The 18,209-nt window shown below is 73.1% G+C and carries 17 protein-coding genes, 1 tRNA gene, 3 pseudogenes and 1 riboswitch; of the genes and pseudogenes, 13 read left to right on the top strand and 8 right to left on the bottom strand.

What is annotated here, in order from left to right; translation table 11 throughout:
• Positions 1 to 74: 74 nt before the first annotated feature.
• Positions 75 to 488, bottom strand: a complete 414-nt coding sequence (locus tag ACWGE1_RS17965) for a DUF5959 family protein (protein ID WP_453421456.1) — start codon at positions 486 to 488, stop codon at positions 75 to 77.
• Positions 489 to 594: 106 nt separating this feature from the next.
• Between ACWGE1_RS17965 and ACWGE1_RS17960 the strand changes: the two genes are divergently transcribed.
• The 6 genes from ACWGE1_RS17960 (at position 595) to ACWGE1_RS17935 (ending at position 6,017) form a co-directional block, all read left to right on the top strand.
• A tRNA-Trp gene (locus tag ACWGE1_RS17960) sits at positions 595 to 671 on the top strand.
• Between the two features lie 304 nt (positions 672 to 975).
• Positions 976 to 1,392: a hypothetical protein gene (locus tag ACWGE1_RS17955; RefSeq protein ID WP_453421455.1), complete on the top strand. Its 417-nt coding sequence runs from the start codon at positions 976 to 978 to the stop codon at positions 1,390 to 1,392.
• A gap of 111 nt (positions 1,393 to 1,503) precedes the next feature.
• Positions 1,504 to 1,645, top strand: a riboswitch (cobalamin riboswitch).
• A gap of 44 nt (positions 1,646 to 1,689) precedes the next feature.
• Positions 1,690 to 2,685, top strand: coding sequence for an ABC transporter substrate-binding protein (locus ACWGE1_RS17950; RefSeq protein ID WP_453421454.1), 996 nt, complete (start codon positions 1,690 to 1,692; stop codon positions 2,683 to 2,685).
• On the top strand, positions 2,682 to 3,710 hold the full coding sequence (locus tag ACWGE1_RS17945; protein WP_453421453.1) for a FecCD family ABC transporter permease: 1,029 nt from the start codon (positions 2,682 to 2,684) through the stop codon (positions 3,708 to 3,710). Before ACWGE1_RS17950 ends, ACWGE1_RS17945 begins: the two co-directional genes overlap by 4 nt.
• A complete protein-coding gene (locus ACWGE1_RS17940; RefSeq protein WP_453421452.1) occupies positions 3,707 to 4,525 on the top strand; it encodes an ABC transporter ATP-binding protein in 819 nt (272 codons plus the stop codon). The genes ACWGE1_RS17945 and ACWGE1_RS17940 overlap by 4 nt, the downstream gene beginning before the upstream one ends.
• Positions 4,497 to 6,017, top strand: coding sequence for a PE-PGRS family protein (locus ACWGE1_RS17935; protein WP_453421451.1), 1,521 nt, complete (start codon positions 4,497 to 4,499; stop codon positions 6,015 to 6,017). Before ACWGE1_RS17940 ends, ACWGE1_RS17935 begins: the two co-directional genes overlap by 29 nt.
• 71 nt (positions 6,018 to 6,088) lie before the next feature.
• Here the strand turns inward: ACWGE1_RS17935 and ACWGE1_RS17930 are convergent, their stop codons facing one another.
• Together ACWGE1_RS17930 and ACWGE1_RS17925 are read right to left on the bottom strand one after the other, a co-directional pair.
• Complete coding sequence (locus tag ACWGE1_RS17930) at positions 6,089 to 6,487, bottom strand: VOC family protein (RefSeq protein ID WP_453421450.1); 399 nt, start codon at positions 6,485 to 6,487, stop codon at positions 6,089 to 6,091.
• A 124-nt stretch (positions 6,488 to 6,611) separates the two neighbouring features.
• Positions 6,612 to 8,249, bottom strand: coding sequence for a N,N-dimethylformamidase beta subunit family domain-containing protein (locus ACWGE1_RS17925; RefSeq protein WP_453421449.1), 1,638 nt, complete (start codon positions 8,247 to 8,249; stop codon positions 6,612 to 6,614).
• 186 nt (positions 8,250 to 8,435) lie between these two features.
• Here ACWGE1_RS17925 and ACWGE1_RS17920 point away from each other — a divergent pair.
• Positions 8,436 to 8,528, top strand: a pseudogene (locus tag ACWGE1_RS17920) (IS5/IS1182 family transposase); the annotation flags it as partial.
• Between the two features lie 31 nt (positions 8,529 to 8,559).
• On the opposite strand, the gene ACWGE1_RS17915 reads toward ACWGE1_RS17920, so the two are convergent.
• Complete coding sequence (locus ACWGE1_RS17915) at positions 8,560 to 9,324, bottom strand: maleylpyruvate isomerase family mycothiol-dependent enzyme (protein WP_453421448.1); 765 nt, start codon at positions 9,322 to 9,324, stop codon at positions 8,560 to 8,562.
• 83 nt (positions 9,325 to 9,407) lie between these two features.
• A pseudogene (locus ACWGE1_RS17910) lies at positions 9,408 to 9,740 on the bottom strand (IS5/IS1182 family transposase); the annotation flags it as partial.
• Between the two features lie 58 nt (positions 9,741 to 9,798).
• On the opposite strand from ACWGE1_RS17910, the gene ACWGE1_RS17905 reads away from it, so the two are divergent.
• Entirely contained in the window at positions 9,799 to 10,692 is an 894-nt protein-coding gene (locus tag ACWGE1_RS17905) for an SCO6745 family protein (RefSeq protein ID WP_453421447.1), read from the top strand.
• Between the two features lie 68 nt (positions 10,693 to 10,760).
• On the opposite strand, the gene ACWGE1_RS17900 is transcribed toward ACWGE1_RS17905, so the two are convergent.
• Positions 10,761 to 11,339 carry a hypothetical protein gene (locus ACWGE1_RS17900; protein ID WP_453421478.1) on the bottom strand — a complete coding sequence of 193 codons (579 nt, stop codon included), beginning with the start codon at positions 11,337 to 11,339 and terminating at the stop codon, positions 10,761 to 10,763.
• A gap of 148 nt (positions 11,340 to 11,487) precedes the next feature.
• Positions 11,488 to 11,724, bottom strand: a pseudogene (locus tag ACWGE1_RS17895) (DeoR family transcriptional regulator); the annotation flags it as partial.
• A gap of 40 nt (positions 11,725 to 11,764) precedes the next feature.
• On the opposite strand from ACWGE1_RS17895, the gene ACWGE1_RS17890 reads away from it, so the two are divergent.
• The 5 genes from ACWGE1_RS17890 to ACWGE1_RS17870 all read left to right on the top strand — a co-directional run bounded on the left by ACWGE1_RS17890 (position 11,765) and on the right by ACWGE1_RS17870 (position 17,344).
• Positions 11,765 to 13,552: a glycoside hydrolase family 35 protein gene (locus ACWGE1_RS17890; protein ID WP_453421446.1), complete on the top strand. Its 1,788-nt coding sequence runs from the start codon at positions 11,765 to 11,767 to the stop codon at positions 13,550 to 13,552.
• Between the two features lie 13 nt (positions 13,553 to 13,565).
• On the top strand, positions 13,566 to 14,609 hold the full coding sequence (gene galT, locus ACWGE1_RS17885) for a galactose-1-phosphate uridylyltransferase (RefSeq protein ID WP_453421445.1): 1,044 nt from the start codon (positions 13,566 to 13,568) through the stop codon (positions 14,607 to 14,609).
• Positions 14,606 to 15,766, top strand: a complete 1,161-nt coding sequence (galK, locus tag ACWGE1_RS17880; RefSeq protein WP_453421444.1) for a galactokinase — start codon at positions 14,606 to 14,608, stop codon at positions 15,764 to 15,766. The genes galT and galK overlap by 4 nt, the downstream gene beginning before the upstream one ends.
• 22 nt (positions 15,767 to 15,788) lie before the next feature.
• The gene (locus ACWGE1_RS17875) at positions 15,789 to 16,253 is read left to right on the top strand and encodes a hypothetical protein (protein WP_453421443.1); all 465 of its coding nucleotides are present in this window, start codon (positions 15,789 to 15,791) and stop codon (positions 16,251 to 16,253) included.
• 137 nt (positions 16,254 to 16,390) lie between these two features.
• Positions 16,391 to 17,344, top strand: coding sequence for an aldo/keto reductase (locus ACWGE1_RS17870; protein ID WP_453421442.1), 954 nt, complete (start codon positions 16,391 to 16,393; stop codon positions 17,342 to 17,344).
• A 4-nt stretch (positions 17,345 to 17,348) separates the two neighbouring features.
• Here the strand turns inward: ACWGE1_RS17870 and ACWGE1_RS17865 are convergent, their stop codons facing one another.
• Positions 17,349 to 18,080: a carbonic anhydrase gene (locus ACWGE1_RS17865; RefSeq protein WP_453421441.1), complete on the bottom strand. Its 732-nt coding sequence runs from the start codon at positions 18,078 to 18,080 to the stop codon at positions 17,349 to 17,351.
• Positions 18,081 to 18,209: the final 129 nt, after the last annotated feature.

Raw genomic sequence — 18,209 nt, 5'->3', positions numbered from 1 at the left:
TCCGCATCCCCGGGCCCCGCCACCCTTCACTGCCAGTGGCTCCTGGAGCGCGGAGCGGTCACCACCTCGTTGGGTCAGGCATCCCGGACCCGGCGGTACTGCCGGCGCAGGTCGTCGACCCAGCCGTGGCCCACGTCCAGCCGGACGCGGACCGAGGAGGCGGAGGCGTCCTCGTCCGCCACGGTGACAACCGGAACGGGAACCGAGAACCGGCGGTCGACCTCGATGCGGATCCCGTTGCCGCGCAGCCGGCGGATGCCTCTGTCGGCGGCCGGTTCATCGAGACCTGCGGCCCAGTCGTCCAGGTCCTCGGGCGAAAGGCGCAGCTTGAGGCGTCCGTTGGCGAAGCCGCTGGTGACGACGATCTCGGCGTCGAGATGGTCGTTGTACGGGGTCGCCCCGGGCCGATGACGGCCGAGCACCGGCAACCGGACACTGCTGTCCTCGGCGACCAGCCGGATCAGGTCCACCCCGGCGTCCTCCACCATGCCCCCCGAAGGCCGCTCCGATCACCACCATCATGCGGGAACGGCCGGATGCGCCCCAAAACAAATGGATCTCCGGGTCCGGCCGTGCCATCGTTGGTCCCACCGAAGGGGCGTAGCTCAGCCGGCCAGAGCACCGGTCTCCAAAACCGATGGTCGCAGGTTCGAATCCTGCCGCCCCTGCCATACGGTCCCGTGCCGGGAAGGAATGAGCCCCGTCGATGATTCGGCGGGGCTCCGCCGTGTTCAAGACCGCCGGCCGGCCCGCTCCCGGGCCGTACCCGTACTGACGCGCCGCTTAAGGGTCATCAGGAGAGAGTGGGGGCTGTCACGTCTTGAGGGGGAAGCGCCGATGTCGATCCGAGTCCGAGGTGGCGACGTCAACGGCGGCGCGAACAGCGTCACTTCGACCGCCGTGCACGCCGGCCGTGGCGCAGGGACGGCAGACGGGCTGCGCCTCCACGAGCAGCCTTCGCCACAGCGCCGTTCCGTGACCCTCTTACGTCTCACCTGCCTCTACGGCGGGGTGTTCATGGTGGCCGGGGCGGTGCTGCTCGCCGTTCTCTCCCTGCTCGCGATGCAAGCCGTGAGCAGGGGCAGCGCGCCGGTCCTTGAGCTGGGATCCGAAACGTCGGTCGTACTGATGACCGGCGACTGTGCGGCGCCAACGCCCGCCGTCGGGTCGGGACCGACGGACAGCGGGCCGCACCCCTGTGCGGCCGGCCAGGGACAACAGGCCTGGGAATCTCCGCTGTTGTTCACACTGCTCGCCCTGGTCGCCCTCGCCGCCCTGTCGATCGCCGCAGGGTACGTGATGGCCAGGTACGCGCTGTCGCCACTGCGGAGCATCACCGACAACGCACGGAGTGCGTGCCGACAGGACGCCCGGTTCGTCCCCCGGACCTGAGAAGCCCACCAACCGACCACCCCGCGGTGGATGCTGCGCAAGGAGCCGGTGTCGGCGTTGCCGCCGCCGGGGTGGCCGCCCCGCGTGACCCCGCAGGGTCGGTTGGCTGGTGCTTTCTGGCAGACTGTCCGTGTTGCCCCAGGCGGTGCAGGACAGGAAACCGGTGTGATTCCGGTGCGGTCCCGCCACTGTGACCGGTCGTCCCCGCGCGGGAGACCGGGAGTCAGACACTGACGCGCCGCCTCTCTCACAGTTCACGTCGACCAGGGGACGCGGATCCCCCGGAGAGGCCTCGTCATGCCGTCGCGTTCCCGCGCAGTTCTGCGCGCACTCGTCCCCTTCGCCCTCCTGATACCCCTGACTGCCTGCGCCGGTTCTCCCGGGGCGGGCGAGGACAAGGCCGCGGAGGAGCCCGCGGCGCCCGGGTTTCCGTACACCCTCACCAACTGCGGTGTGAGCAGCACCTACCAGTCCCCGCCCCGGCGCGCGGTCACCATGAACCAGCACGCCACCGAGCTGCTCCTCGCCCTCGGGCTGGGCGACCGGATCGCCGGGTCCGCGTACCTCGACGACGCCGTGCTGCCCGCGTACCGGCCCGGCTACGACAAGATCAAGGTGCTGGCCGAGGAGTACCCCTCCAAGGAGGTCCTGCTCGGCGCCGACCCCGACTTCGTGTACGGCGGGTACGCCAGCGCCTTCGACAAGGCGCAGGGGCGCGACCGCGAGGGACTCGCCAAGTCCGGTATCGACTCCCGGCTCAACGTGGAGTACTGCACCGAGGGCAAGGTCGGCCTCGACCAGCTCAAGACCGAGATCACCGAGGTCGCACGGACCTTCGGCGTACCGGAGCGCGGCACCCGGCTCATCGAGGACGAGCAGCGCCGCATCGACGCCGTGACCGCCCGCGTCAAGGACGGGCCCCGCCCGTCCGTCTTCGTCTACGACTCCGGCGACGCCTCCGCCTCCACTTCCGGGGGCAACGGCATCGGCAACGAGATCATCTCGCTCGCAGGCGGCACGAACGTCTTCGCCGACCTCAAGGACTCCTTCGGCGACGTGTCGTGGGAGCAGGTCATCGAGCGCCGGCCCGATGTCGTCCTCATCTACGACTACGGCGGCACCCCCGTCGAGGCCAAGAAGCAGCGCCTGCTGAACGACCCGGCCCTCGCCGAGGTACCCGCCGTCAAGAACCGGCGCTTCGTCGTGCTGCCGCTCTCCTCGGCCGTCCTCGGCGTGCGCGTCGCCGACGCCGTCGAGTCCCTGAGCGGTCAGCTCCACCCCGCCGCCCCGTGAGGCTGCGCACCGCCACCGTCCTCCTCGCGCTGGTCGCCGCGCTCGCCGCCGCGGCGGTCGCGGGGCTGGCACTGGGGGCCGTACGGATCGCCCCCGAGCGCGTACTCGACATAGTCGTCAGCGGCCTGTCCGGGGAGCGGCGCACCGGAGCCTTCGCTTCCATCGTCTGGGACGTCCGGCTCCCGCGCGTCCTCCTCGGGGCCGTCGTCGGCGCCGGGCTCGCGGTCGCGGGCACCGTGCTGCAGGCCCTCGTACGCAACGAGCTCGCGGACCCCTTCCTGCTCGGCGCCTCCTCCGGGGCCTCCGCCGGAGCCGTCCTCGTGATCGTCTTCGGTACGGGAGCCTTCGCGTTCGGCATGGGCCTGCCGCTGGCCGCCTTCGCCGGTTCCATGGCCGCCCTCGTCGCCGTCTACGCGATGGCCCGGCGCGGCGGAACGATGACCACCGGCCGGCTCACCCTCGCCGGCGTCGCCGTCCAGTACATCCTGTCCGCCCTCACCAGTCTCGTCCTCGTGCTCTCCGCGCACCCGGACCAGATCCGCTCGGTCCTCTTCTGGACCCTCGGCGGCCTCGGCGGGGCCCGCTGGGACGAACTGGTCCTGCCCTCCCTCGCGCTGGTGATCGGCACCGGCCTGCTCATCGCCCTCGCCCGGCCGCTCGACCTGCTCCTCGCCGGGGAGGAGGGCGCGCGCACCCTCGGACTGGACACCGGGCGCTTCCGGGCCGCCGCCTTCGTCCTCACCTCGCTCGTCATCGGCGTGCTCGTCGCCTACAGCGGGGCGATCGGCTTCGTCGGCCTGATGGTCCCGCACGCCGCCCGGATGGTCGTCGGCGCCGGACACCGGGCGCTGCTCCCCGTGGCCGCTCTGGGCGGCGCGGTGTTCCTGATCCTGGCCGACCTGGTCGCCCGCACCGCCGCCGCACCCGCGGAGATACCGGTGGGCGTGGTCACGGCGCTGGTCGGCGGACCGTTCTTCCTGTGGATGCTGCGCCGCTCCACCCGGACCGAAGGGGTCACCGGATGACCGGGAACCCGGCGCGGCCGCCCGTGGAACTCACCGTCCAGGGCGTCCGTTACGAGACCGACGGGCACACACTGCTGCACGGAATCGACCTCGCCGCCCGCCCCGGCGAGACGGTGGGCGTGGTCGGTCCCAACGGCAGCGGCAAGACCACACTGCTGCGCTGCGTCTACGGCGCCCTGCGCCCCACCGCCGGCCGGGTCCTGCTGGACGGCGCGGACGCGAGCACGCTCACCGTCAAGGACCGGGCGCGCCGCGTGGCGGTCGTACCGCAGGACGCGAGCGGCACCCTCGGGCTGAGCGTCCGCGAGGTCGTCGCCATGGGACGCAGCCCGCACAAACGGTTCTGGGAACAGGACGGTCCGCACGACGCGCGGCGCGTCGCCGAAGCCCTGGAGACCGTGGGCGCCGGCCCCTTCGCCGGCCGCCGCTTCGACGAGCTCTCCGGCGGCGAACGGCAACGCGCCCTGGTGGCCCGAGCCCTCGTCCAGGAACCCGGCCTGCTCGCCCTGGACGAGCCGACCAACCACCTGGACATCCGCTACCAGCTGGAGATCCTGGCCCTGGTCCGCGGGCTGCCCGCCACCGGCCTGCTCGTCCTGCACGACCTCAACCTCGCCGCCGCCTACTGCGACCGCCTGTACGTCCTGTCGGGCGGCCGGGTCGCCGCCTCGGGCCCGCCGCAGGAGGTGCTCACCGAGGAACTGCTGGCCGAGGTGTACGGGGTACGGACCCGAGTCCGGGTCCACCCGGACACGGGCACGCCGAACATCGTCTACCTTCCCTTGGATGGGGACAGACGTACGACGGCCCGATGACGACCGGTGGCGGGCGCGGGACTGGGGGCCGCACGCGGAGCCGGGCCTGCGGCGGGCCCGGCTCCGGGGGCTGAGCTTCAACGCGGCCACACCGGACGACATCCGGATCCGGATGCTGGACGTGGACCGGCAGCTGGACCTGTACCTCCTGGCACGCCGCGACCTGCCCGCCGCCCTCGTCGACGCCGCCGTCGACCACCCGGACCGGCAGGTACGCGGCCGCCTCGCCGAATGGCCCGCCTGCCTCGCGCTGTCGCCGGAACAGTGGTCGCGGCTCGTGCTCGGTGAACAGGGCGGCGCCCGGCGCCAACTGATGCTCCAGGCCGCGGCCGCCACCGGGCGGGAGCTGACGGCCACGGCGTACGCGACGCTCGCCGAGGACCCCTCCGGCGCGGTCCGGGAGGAGCTGGCCCTCATGCCCGCCCTGCCCCTCCCACTGTCCCTCGTCCTGCTGGCGGACCCACTGCCACGGGTACGGGCCGCCGCGTGCGAGACCGCCTGGCCCGTCCTCGACGAGGAGACCCGGGCCCGGCTCGCGGCCGATCCAGCCCCCGCCGTCCGGGCCGCGGTCACGCTCGCCCGGCACGAGGAGGCACCGCTCACGGCGCAGTACGTGGACTCCGCGCACGGGGCCGGCCGCCTCGTCGAGGGCTACCGGCTGGACCGGGACCTCGCCACGCGGCTCTGCGCCGACCAGGACCCCCAGTGGCGCCTGGGCCTGGCCCGGAACCCCTACCTGGACCCCGACCTGGTCGAGGTACTCGCCGCCGACCCGGACGACGACGTACGCCTCGCCGTGTCCACGCGGCCCGAGCTGACGGAGGAGCAGCGGTCGGCCGTGCGGGTCGACATCGACCCACGGCTCATCCGGCGGCCGATCCCATGGGTGGTGGCGCTGCACGGGGACGCGGAGGCGATGCGCCGCCTCGCGGTGTCCCCGCACCTGCTGCTGCGCAGCACGGTCGCGATGGCCCCGCGGCTGCCGCCGGACGTGGTGGAACGGCTGGCCCGGGACGAGGACCGGGTCGTCCGGCTCTTCCTCGCCGAGCACTGCGACGATGCCCCGGCGGACATGCTGCTGGAGGTGTGGCAGTGGTGGAACGGGAGCCTCTCCACCCCCGACCGGCCCTACGGGCACCCGAACTTCCCACGGCGCGACCTGCTCCGCCACGCGGACGACCCGCACCCACGCCTGCGGCAGCTGGCGCTGGACGACCCGGACTCGACGCCCGCGCTGGTGGAACGGTTCAGCAGGGACGGGGACGCGGAGGTCCGGCTGCGCGCCGCCACCGACCCAAGGCTGTCGCCGGACTCCGTGGTGCGGATGCTCGACGACCCGGACGGCGGCGTGCGCGCGGTGGCCGCCCGGCATCCACGGGTGCCCGTACCCGTCCTCATCGGGCTGCTGGAGGACGGGGCGACGGCGGAGGCCGCGGCCCGCAACCCGGCGCTGCCGGTGGCCGTCATGGAGCGGATGACGGCGGCCGGATGACGGCGGCCCGATGGCCGACGGCCCGATGGCCGACGGCCGTCATCCGGCCGACGCGCGGCCGGCGCCCGCTCCTACTCGGCGTCGGGCTCCTGGTAGCCGTACGGGCGGGTGATGATCTCCATCCCGTGCCCGCTGGGGTCCGTGAAGTACACCCCGCGGCCCCCGTCGTTGTGGTTGATCTCGCCCGGGTGCCGACCGTGCGGATCGGCGAAGTACGGGACCTTCCCCGACCTGATCTTCTCGAAGGCCACGTCGAACTCCTCCTCGGAGAGGAGGAACGCGTAGTGCTGGACGGTGATGGACCCGGCCGGAACGGTCGCGAAGTCCAGGGTGACCCCGTTCGCGGTGTCGACGGGGATGAAGGGTCCCCACTCGGTTCCGACCTCGAGGCCGAGGATGTCTGCCAGGAAGGTGGCGGACTCCCGGTTGTCACGGGAGTGGATGATCGTGTGGTTCAGATGAACGGACATGAGTGAATGCCTCCGAAAGGCACGTCACGGCGCCTCCATGCCTCACCCGACCGGTGACCGACACGCGATGCCGTGATCACAATCCTAGGCATCCCGTCCGGCCGAAGTCCACCCCGCCCGTGCCTCACGAACTCCCGTACACCGCCTTGACGTTGTCCTGAGCCGGGTGTGTGCGGCCGGCCGGGCCCGCAGCGAAGACCCGCAGCAGGTTCTCGGTCACCCGCGTGGTCAGCGCGCCCGACCGTGCGTCCAGACCGTGGTTCTTCCCGTTCCGGCCGTCGCCCGTCGCGTCCAGGGCCTCCACCCACCGCATGGTGCCGGTCGCGAACACCCCCGCCCCGCTCGGCACCGTGTAGTAGGCCGTGTCCTGGTGGCTGGGACGGCCCTCGCACACCACGGGGGAGTGGGCCAGGATCTCGATCGGCCGGGGCGTCGGGAAACCGGTGTTGACCTTGTCGTACTCGACGCCGACCAGGTGCTCGAAGCGGTCGCCCGCCCGCGCGCCGGTGCCCTCGAAGAGCCAGTGCCCGGGGTTGGTCACCACGTACGGGGCGTCCACCGGGTAGCCGTCGTAGATCACGCCGAGCAGGGAGCTCTCCGGGTCCGCGCCGGGCGCCGAGCGGAAGTCCACCGTCGCCGGATGGCCCCGCTTGAATCCCGGGTCCTGTGCGTAGGAGGACTTGTAGCAGATCAGGGTGCGGTCCGGCCCCAGGTCGGAGGCCTCCAGCCGGATCCGGCGGAAGCAGCAGTTCGCGCCCAGGATCGCGATGTTGGTACCGGCGTCGCGGGCAGCCGTGAAATGGGCCCGCTGCTCCGGCGACCAGTACTCGTCGTGCCCGAGCGAGAGGACCGCCGCGGCTCCCTCCAGGAGCCGCTTCTCCCGCGCCACGTCGGTGGTGGTCGTGTACGCGAGGGGTATGCCCAGCCGCTCGGCCAGCGCGATCAGCGGAGCCTCGTACACCAGGAACAGGCCCGCGCCGTCGTCGTACTCGTACGGCCGGTCGAAGCTCACGGCGAGGGAGCGGGAGGCGAAGCCGCCGCCCGGGCCGTCGTAGCTGCCGTAGCCGCCCCAGCGGTTGTACGCCTGCCAGGTGGCCACCGCGTTGACCACCACCGTGCGCCCGGCCGTCGTCGCCGACCGGACCGTGAGCGGTACGAAGCGTTGGCCCTCGCCGCCCTGTGCGTCCAGCCGCAGCAGATAGCAGCCCTCCGGCCAGTCCTTCGTCTCCACCGTGGTGGTACGGGCCCACCGCGTGCGGACCATCCGGGTCCCGGCGTCCACCGTGTGCTCCGGCTGCCGGGCCCCGGGCAGGGCCTCGGAGCGCCACACCAGCCGTGCGCGGGCGCCGCCGTACCAGCCCATCCGGTAGGCGGAGACGGTGAACCGGGGTGCGGTCGTCGACACGTGCAGCCCGAAGGACTCGCCGGGCAGGACGCCGACCCTGTCCGCGAACCCCTCGATCGCCCGCGCCGGACCGGCCTTGGTGACCGGCCAGTCGGCATTCCCCGGGCGGGCGTTCTCGGCCTTGACGTCGAAGCCGGGCGATCCCGCCACCGGCGGCTTCCCGCCCTGCTCGTCGGCACGCCCGTTCGCGTCGACGGCGCTCGCGCGGCCGCCGCCGTTGCTGCCGTCGCCGCCCCCGCAGCCGGACACCGCCCCGAGCCCCGCAGCCGTGGCCGCCCCCGTCGCGATCGCGAGGAACCGCCGCCTGCCTGCGCCTTCGCCGTCCGCGGCGGGCCCGGCCGAGTACATCTGATGCATGGAGGGCACGTTATGTGACGCTCAGGCCCACGCTTCCACCGGCCTGCCCGATCCGAAGCACACGACACCGCCTTGGACCGACCGGCAAATGGTGGGTGGGGCAGCCCGGGCGGGCCCGAACGCAAGGCAGGCACGAGCCTGAGGGATCATGGAGTTCTTGACGCTCTGTGATCACCCGGAGGGCTTGTGCCTGCGGTCCCGGCATGCCTTTCGGAACCCCTGTGGGACCACTTCGCCGCTCTGCTGCCGCTACCGCTGGGACGGCCGCCCCACCACCCGACGCCTCAAGTGATCCATCTGCCGGTCGGCCTCAGCCCCAGTCCTGCAGCTGCTGGAGCAGGTCGGCGTCGCCCTCGATCCGCAGCGAGCCGGCCGGGATGCGCATGTACATGAGCAGGGCCATCTCGCTCGCCGTGCCGTGGATGGCGGCGGTGGGCTTGCTCTCGGCGGCCTCCGCCGCGGTGAGGCGGGTGAAGCGGGAACCGGCGGCGTCCACCGTCTGGCGCCAGGAGCCGGCCTCGGCTGCGTGGTAGTCCATGGTGGCGGGCTCGCCCGGCCACGGGACCGTGCCGGTGCAGACGGTGGCGAGGAACTCCTCGATGGCGTCGGCCGCCTCGGTCGTCGGCAGCTCCTGCGGGGTACCGGAGGCCAGCTGGGCGTCGTAGGTGTGGATCAGCGATTCCGGGACGCGGCGGCGGGCCACGGCGGCAACCGTGTGCGGCGAGGCCAGCGGCTCCCACCAGGCCCAACAGCCCCGGTCCGGGCCGGCCCCGCGCAGAGCAGTGAGCAGCTGCTCCGTCGAGTCGGCCAGCCAGGTTATGAGCTCCTCGCGCTCCCTGGGCGCCGCCAGCCCGTCCTTGCTCGGCCGTTCGTCGCCCGGCGCGGTGTTCAGCACGATGTAGGCCCAGAAGCGGTCCCCCTCACTGAGGTGGTTCGCCAGGTCGTACAGCGTCCAGCCCGGGCAGGACGGGACGTCGGCGTCGAGGCTGGGGGCCGCGGCGACGGCGGAGCGGAACGCGGCGGAACGCTCGTCAATCATCCGCAGCAGGGTGGGGAAGGAGAGATGATCAGTCACGCGGACCTTCTATCACCCGGACCGGGACTCTCGCACTCGATTAAGACCGACCGGCAGATGGATCACTTGAGGCGTCGGGCCGAGAGAGGCGAGTGGTGGCGGTCGGCCCCTGCGGCGACCGGGCCGGGCGGGACGCCGCGCGCGTCGGAGGCGAGCGAGCGCTTCAGGCCCTGCTTCCCGCGGTCGACCGGGGACCGGCCTGCGCACTCGCCGCCGCACGGGGCCTTGGTGGTGCAGCCGTCGACGGATGTCTCGGACAGCTCCAGGCCGATCACGCGGTCGTACGCCTCGAGCGCGATCGCGTGGACGGCCTCGGAAATCCCTTGCACGGCCCACTCTTTGAGCCGTCGGCGGATGGTGCGGTCGGAGCATCCGGGACTGGACAGGCACTCGTAACCCGAGCCGTGGACCAGCGCGAGCCCTAGGCTGACTCCCTGTTGTTCCGGGCACGAACCGACTTCGGGGGAACGTGAGATGACATACAGCACCGCACACGCACAGGGCACGGTCCGCCGGCTGTGGCAGCTGCTCGAACCGGTCCACGCCGTCGTCTACTTCGCCCCCGAGGCATACGAGGAGGCCGGCGCGCTCGGCTACGCCACCGACGACCGGTGGCCGATGTACTTCGCCTACAGGGCCGCACCGCTCGGCCCGGCCGGAGCGGACCTCGTGACCGCCCTCTTCTACAGCTTCAGCCCGCGCATGGTGGAGCAGTACCTCACCCGGTCCTGGCACACCGCCCCGCCGGCCCGGGTGCTCGAGGCCCGGGCCGGCGCCGTCGAGCGCACCCTCCACTCCCTGCTCGGCGAGCGCCTCGCCTCCCCGGACCTGGCCGAGGCCGCGCGGCTCGCCCGGCGCGCCGCCGAGGCGGCCGCCACCGGCGGACGACCGCTGGCCGCAGCCAACGCCGCCCTGCCCTGGCCCGCGGCACCGCACACCGTGCTCTGGCAGGCGGCGACGATCCTGCGCGAGCACCGCGGGGACGGCCACCTCGCCGCCCTCCAGACCCACCACCTCGACCCCGTCGAGTCCCTGGTCCTGCACTCGGGTGTGGGAGCCGCCCCGGCGCAGTGGTTCGAGAGCCGCCAGTGGTCCGCCGACGAGTGGAACGCCGCCCGCGAGCGGCTCACCGCCCGGGACCTGCTGACCGGGGACGGCACGGCCACCGGAGCCGGACTGGCGCTGCGCACCGCCGTCGAGCGGCTCACCGACGAACTCGCCTCGGGCCCGTGGGAGGCGCTGAGCCCGCAGGAAGCGGACCGGCTCGCCGAACTCCTCCTCCCCCCGGTCCTCGACATCGTCGGCGCCGGGATCCTCCCGACACAGAGCACGCTGGGCATCGGGATGAAGTACGACTACGAGGGCTGAACGGGCCGCGGCGGCGAAGTACGCCTTCTCCGCGCCCGGCCGGGGCCGCCCCGGCGGTGCTCCTTGCGCTACAGCGACTGCACGGGCGGCCCCAGCACCCGCAGGCCCACCTGGGCGGCCAGCCACTCGGCCCGCCGGACGTCGTTCTGCCGCACGCACACGGACAGCACGTGCCCGTCGGCCCGGTCGCCCCAGAGCTCACGGCAGTTGAAGGCCAGCTGCACCCCGGAATACTTGTAGGACGGGCCGTCCTGGCCGGGCACGGCGGGCCAGGATCCCAGGTACCAGTGCACGCCGGCGGGGGCATCGCCGACCACCGCAGCGAGGTCCGCCTCGAAGCTTCCGAACGGAACGTCCTCCTCCAGACAGAGGTGCAGGGGCAGCAGGGCGGAAAGCTCCTCGGGGTCGGCGGGGAGCTCGCCCGGACGGAACGAGACGGCGTCCGGGGCCTCACCCGAGTCGAGCCAGGCCCCGGCCGGAAGCACGGGCCCGATCCGCTCGACCTCTTGCCGCGTACTGAGCGTCGCCCACACGGTGGGCTCGGCGTACCGGAGGGTCTCGGCGAGCCCGAAGAGACGCCGGGCCATGTGGTACGCCTCCACGGCGTCGGCCGTCCGCATCACCGGATAGGCGTATGAGCTTCCCATGGCGACACTCTCGCATGCATGTGCCCTGCTCAGGAGCGGACCGTCCGGCGTGGGAGCAGTTCCACGTGCTGCCGGGGGCCGGTCCCCGTGCCGCCACCGGCCCCGCACTGGCCGAAGCTCCCGCGGCCCGCACCGGCTCCACCCGGCCGATCCCGCCGTGCATCCGCCGGATCTCGCCCCGGGCCGCCTTCGCCTCGATGTCCCGCCGCAGGGTCACGGGCGAGACGCCGAGTTCCCGGGCCAGGTCCGTGATGCGCACGGTGCCGCGCGCCCGGACCAGTTCGAGCACACGGGCCTGACGCTGGTTCACGTGCGGTCTCACGGTCGCCCCCCGTGCGGTCTGAGGTCCGGCGGTCTGTGTGCGGCTCCGTCCCGGCAGCGGCATCATTGGGAACCGATCCGATCGCTCTCGGGGGAGTCAGGGCATGCTCACGTACGACCAGGACGGATTCCGGCGCGCGGGCCGCCCCCACCGCATCGTCTCGGGGGCCCTGCACTACTTCCGGGTCCATCCGGACCTCTGGGAGGACCGGCTGACGCGCCTGCGCGCCCTCGGAGTGAACACCGTGGACACCTACGTTCCCTGGAACTTCCACGAAACCGCCCCCGGGAAGGCCGACTTCACGGGCCCGCGCGACCTCGGCCGCTTCCTGCGACTCGCCCGGGACCTCGGGCTCGACGCCATCGTCCGCCCGGGCCCCTACATCTGCGCCGAATGGGACTTCGGCGGCCTGCCAGCCCGCCTCCTCGCCGTCGACGGCCTCCACCTGCGCTGCTCCGACCCGCGGTTCGAGGCCGAGGCCGACGGCTGGTTCGACCTGGTGGTCCCCGAACTGCTGCCGTTGCTCGCGAGCCGCGGCGGCCCCGTCGTCGCCGTGCAGATCGAGAACGAGTACGGCTCGTACGGCAACGACACCCGCTACCGCGCCCATGTGGAACAGGCCCTCGTCGCACGCGGCGTGGACTGCCTGCTGTTCACCGCCGACGGCCCCGAGGACGCCATGCTCCAGGGCGGCACGGTCCCCGGCCGGCTCGCCACCGCCACCTTCGGCGCCCGGCCCGCCGAACGCCTCGACGTGCTCCGCCGCTACCAGCCGGCCGGCCCGCTCGCCGCCATGGAGTTCTGGATCGGCTGGTTCGACCACTGGGGCGAGGACCACCACGTCCGCGCCGTCGAGGATGCGGCCCGCTCGCTCGACGAACTCCTCGCCACCGGAGCCTCCGTCAACCTCTACATGGCCCACGGCGGCACCAACTTCGGCTTCTGGGCCGGAGCCAACCACACCGGATCCCGGCCCGGCGACCCGGGCTACCGACCCACCGTCACCAGCTACGACTACGACGCGCCCATCGGCGAGGCCGGCGAACTCACCCCCAAGTTCCACGCGTTCCGCGAGGTCATCGGCAAGTACCTGCCGCTCCCCGACACCCCCCTGCCCGAACCGCCGCCCCGGATCACCCCCGCCCTCGCCACCCGGGCCGGCACCGCGCCGCTCCTCGACCGCCTCGACCTGCTCGGCGGTCCGCCGGTGCTGCGCCCCGCCCCCGAGTCCATGGAGCGGCTCGGGCAGAGTCACGGCCTGATCCACTACCGCACCACCCTCACCGGCCCGCGGCCCGCCATGCCCGTCAGGATCGACGGGCTGGGCGACCGCGCGTACCTCTTCGCCGACGGCGCGCCCCTCGGCGTCCTCGACCGCAACGCCCCCGACGAGGGGCTCGACCTGCCGGTCGGCGAGGCGGGGCTGGTCCTCGACGTACTCGTCCGGGCGCAGGGGAGGGTCAACTACGGGCCGCTGCTCGACGACCGCAAGGGCATCCGGCGGGGCGTCCGCCACGGCCATCAACTGCTGTTCGAGTGGGAGATCAGGCCGCTGCCGCTCACCGACCTCACCGGACTCGACTTCGCGCCGCAGCCGGCGGAGCCGGGCCGGCCCGCTTTCCACCGCTTCACCCACACCCCCACGCACGGGCCCGCCGACGGTTTCATCGACATGTCCGGCTGGGGGACCGGCCTGGTCTGGCTGAACGGCTTCCTCCTCGGACACCACGACACACCCCGCGGCCCGCAGCGCACGCTCTACGCCCCCGGGCCCCTCTGGCAGGACGGCGAGAACGAGATCATCGTTCTCGAACTGGAGCGCCCCGGCACCGAACTGCCCCTGCGTGACCGGCCGGACCTGGGCCGCACCACGGTCGTCACCCTGGAATGAGAGAGTTCCTTCCGTGAAGCGCACGAGCACCCACCTCGCCGACGGCCGCGAGATCCACTACTACGACACCGGCGACGGCGCTGCCCGCGCCCTCCCCGACACGCGTCCGCTCGACGCGTCCGCCACCACGAGCAGGTCCGAGGTGCGGCGCGACCCGCTGCTCGGCGACCGGGTCGTCATCGCCTCCCACCGGCAGGCCCGCACCTACCACCCGCCCGCCGACGCCTGCCCGCTGTGCCCCTCCACCGAGGGACGTGCGAGCGAGATCCCTGCCCCCCACTACGAGGTGGCCGTCTTCGAGAACCGCTTCCCCTCCCTCTCCGGCGACACCGGCCGCTGCGAGGTCATCTGCTTCACCCCCGACCACCGGACCTCCTTCGCCGAGCTCGACGAGGAGCGGGCCGCGCTCGTCCTCGCCGCATGGAGCGACCGCACCGCCGAACTCTCCGCCCGAGAGGGGATCCGGCAGGTCTACTGCTTCGAGAACCGGGGCACCGAGATCGGCGTCACCCTCGGCCATCCGCACGGGCAGATCTACGCCTTCCCCTTCGTCACCCCGCGCACCGCCCGGATGCTCAGCGCCGTCGCCGCCCACCGCGAGCGCACCGGAGGCAACCTCTTCGAGGAGGTCCTGGCCGCCGAGCGCGCCGAAGGCACCCGCGTCGTCCTGGAAACGGAGCACTGGAGCGCGTTCGTGCCCTACGCGGCGCGCTGGCCGTACGAGGTCCACCTCTACCCGCGCCACCGGGTCGCCGACCTGCCCGCCCTCGGCGACGCGGCCCGTGCCGAGTTCCCCCGGGTCTACCTGGAGCTGCTGCGCCGCTTCGACCGGCTCTTCGACCGGCCCGAGCCGACCCCGTACATCTCCGCCTGGCACCAGGCCCCGGCGGGCGAGGGGCGGGCGGACTTCGCGCTCCACCTGGAGCTGTTCACGATCCGCCGGACCGCGGACAAGCTGAAGTACCTGGCCGGGACCGAGTCCGGCATGGAGGCCTACATGAACGACGTCCGGCCCGAGGACGCGGCCGCGCGGCTGCGGGAGGTGGCGAGCCCGTGAGCGGGACGGCGCAGGACGGTTTCCGGGAGCTGTACGGCTACCCGCCCGAGGGGGTCTGGGCGGCCCCCGGCCGGGTCAACCTGATCGGCGAACACACCGACTACAACGACGGCTTCGCCCTGCCCTTCGCCCTCCCGCAGCGCACCGAGGTGGCCGCCGCCCGGCGCACCGACCGGATCCTGCGGGTCCACTCCGCCGCCGCCCCCTCGGGCGCGGTCACCCTCGACCTCGCCGGTCTCGATCCGGCGAGCCCACCGCAGGGCGCCGAGACCTGGGCCGCGTACCCGGCCGGGGTCGTATGGGCGCTGCTGGACGCCGGGCTTCCGGTCGGCGGCGCCGATGTGCACGTACGGTCCGACGTACCGACCGGCGCCGGCCTGTCCTCCTCCGCCGCCCTGGAGGTGGCCACCGCCCTGGCCCTCACCGACCTGTACGGGATCCCGCTCGCCCGCCCCGAGCTGGCCGCACTCGCCCGCCGCGCCGAAAACGCGTACGTCGGCGTCCCCTGCGGGGTCATGGACCAGATGGCCTCGGCGTGCGCGACCGAGGGGCACGCCCTGCACCTGGACACCCGCAGCCTCGAACAGAGCCACATCCCCTTCGACTGCGCGGCGGCCGGCCTGCGCCTCCTCGTCATCGACACCCGGGTCAAGCACGCACTGGCCGACGGGGCCTACGCCCGGCGCCGGGCCTCCTGCCACCGGGCGGCAGAGGCCCTCGGCCTGCCCGCCCTGCGCGACCTCCCGTACCAGGGGCTGGAGCGGGCACTCGCCCGGCTCGACGACCCGGTCGGGCGCAAGCGGGTCCGGCACGTGGTGACCGAGAACGCGCGGGTCCTGCGGATCGAGGAGCTGCTGCGCGCCGGCCGGCTGCGCGAAACGGGCCCGCTGCTCACCGAAGGCCACGTCTCGCTGCGCGACGACTACGAGGTGTCCTGCCCGGAGCTCGACCTGGCGGTGGCCACCGCCGACGCGGCGGGCGCGTACGGCTCCCGGATGACGGGCGGCGGCTTCGGAGGCTCGGCACTGGCCCTGATCGACGCGGACGCCGAGCAGGCGGTGACGCGGGCGGTCACGGCGGCCTTCCGCCGGGCGGACTTCGAACCGCCCCGCATCACGACGGCAGCCCCGTCCCCCGGCGCGACCCGCCTTGTCTAGCCCGAACCAGGATGCCGAACGCATGACGCGAACCCCGAACCCGTCCATCCCCACTCCACCCACCCCGCACATGGTCACCTTCGCGGCCTGGCGGGACGGTCCGGCGCACGCGGGCCGCCCGGCCGGTCCGCACTACGTCACCCTGGCCGAGCTGCTCGTCCGGCTGGGGAGCTACGGGCTGGGGCTGACCTGGAAGGCCCTGCTCGTGGACGACCCACCGCACCCCGCGTTCGCCCGGCTGGTGGAGGCTTCGGCGGGCCCCGGCATTCCCACCCTGGAACTGCTGGCCATGGACGCGCCCCACCTGCAGGCGATCGACGCGGACTTCGCGGGGTACGCGGGAGACGAACTCGTACTGATCCTGCGGGAGTTCGACAGTTCCAGCTGGGACGTCCGCACGGCCGACGCCTGGGTGCTGGGCGAGATCCGACGGCACTACCCGGACGCCAGGCCGATGACCGAGGCCGAGTGGGACGCCACGAACTGAGCCCCCGGCCCACCGCCCGGCGCATGACACACGGTGTTCACACCGCCCCGTCCGGATTCCGTTCCGGCGCCCGACCGGGCGGCCTAGACTGACCATTCGGTTGATCATGTACTCGTCGAGTCGGAGGAACGAAACGCATGCGCCATCTCCCCCTGGGCAGTTCAGGACTGCAGGTCTCCGCCGTCGGCCTCGGCTGCAACAACTTCGGCGGCCGACTGGATGCCCAGGCCACCCGCGCCGTCGTCGACGCCGCCCTGGACGCGGGCATCACCCTTCTGGACACGGCCGACATCTACGGAGGCGCCGGCGGCTCCGAGATCCACCTCGGGCAGGCCCTCAAGGGCCGTCGCGACCAGGTCGTCCTCGCCACCAAGTTCGGTTACGACGGCGTCGACATGAAGTACGGTCCCGCCGCCGGATCCCGCGGTGGCCGTGCCTACATCCGGCGGGCCGTCGAGGAGTCCCTGCGCCGCCTCGACACCGACCACATCGACCTCTTCCAGCTGCACAGCCCCGACCCGGCCACCCCGGTGGCCGAGACCCTGGCCGCGCTCACCGAGCTCGTAGCCGAGGGCAAGGTCCGCTACATCGGCCACTCCAACCTCTCCGGATGGCAGCTCGCCGAGGCCGCCCATGTCGCCCGCGAGACCGGTTCGGTCCCCTTCGTGTCGGCGCAGAACGAGTGGTCGCTGCTGGAGCGGTCGGCCGAGCGCGACCTGGTCCCCGCGGCCCTGCACTACGGCGTCGGCGTGCTCCCGTACTTCCCGCTCGCCAACGGCCTGCTGACCGGCAAGATCCGCCGGGGCGCCGCCGTACCGGCCGGCTCCCGCCTCGAAGGCCGCGACTCGTACCTCACCGAGGAGCGCCTCGACGTCGTCGAAGCGCTGGCCGCGCTCGCCGAGAAGCACGACCGGACCGTCCTCGAACTCGCCATCGGCTGGCTCTCCGCCCAGCCCGGCTGCGCCTCCGTCATCGCCGGAGCCACCTCCGCCGAGCAGGTACGGGCCAACGCGGCCGTCGCCGACCGCCCGCTCGACGCCGAGCTGCTCGCCGCGATCGACGCGATCCCGGGGGCGCAGAAGCCGGAGTGACGGCTCAGGCGGGCGCCCCCGTCAGGACGTCCACCTTGCCGGTGTCCAGCGAGTAGTAGGCGCCGACGACGGCCAGGGCGCCCTTCTTCACGAGGGGCGCCAGGTCGCCGTTGGCGCGCAGATCGTCGGCGGTGACCCTGATCTGGTTGTGGATCATGGTGTCCACGGGGTCGGCGCCGGGGTTCCTGACGGTCAGCCGGTACGCCGGCTCCACCGCCTTCACGATCGCCTGGAGGTTCCCGGGCAGGGGTGCGTCGTCCTTGAGCGATTTGTAGGCGGCCTCGATGGCTCCGCAGCGCTGGTGCCCGAGCACGACGATCAGTGGGGTGCCGCCCGTCATCGGCCCGTACTCGACGGATCCGGTGACCACCGGGCCGATCGCCTGCCCGCCCGTGCGCAGCACGTACAGATCGCCGAGCCCGGTGTCGAAGACGAGTTCCGGTGCCACCCGGGAGTCGATGCAGGCCAGGACCACCCCGAACGGGTCCTGCGCCCCGGCGACGAGCTCGCGGCGCTCGGGATCCCGGTCGGGGTGTTCGAGGTCCCCGTTCACCCAGCGCGCGTTGCCCTCCATCAGGCGTGCGAACGCGGCCCCGGGTGTGTCCGGCCGCGGCTGCGGGGCGGCGGTCGTCGCCTTCGGGGTGCTCGCCGCCCCGCATCCCGCGAGTGCGGCGGCGCCGGCGGCGAGACCACCCGCCAGCAGGGCTCTGCGCGCCGGACGTCCTGCTGTCTGCATGGGCGGTACCCCTCGGTCGTGATGACCGCGATTGTTCATCGTGCCGGGGGCCGCCGGGCCACAGCCGCACACGGGCGCGGCCGCATTGCCACGGACGGCCCAGGGGCGCCACGCACCGCGGCCCACGGA

This window comes from Streptomyces sp. NPDC054932 (assembly GCF_053610205.1).
The sequence above is the reverse complement of the archived record's forward strand: the minus strand, read 5'-3'. Positions and strand labels throughout refer to the sequence as shown.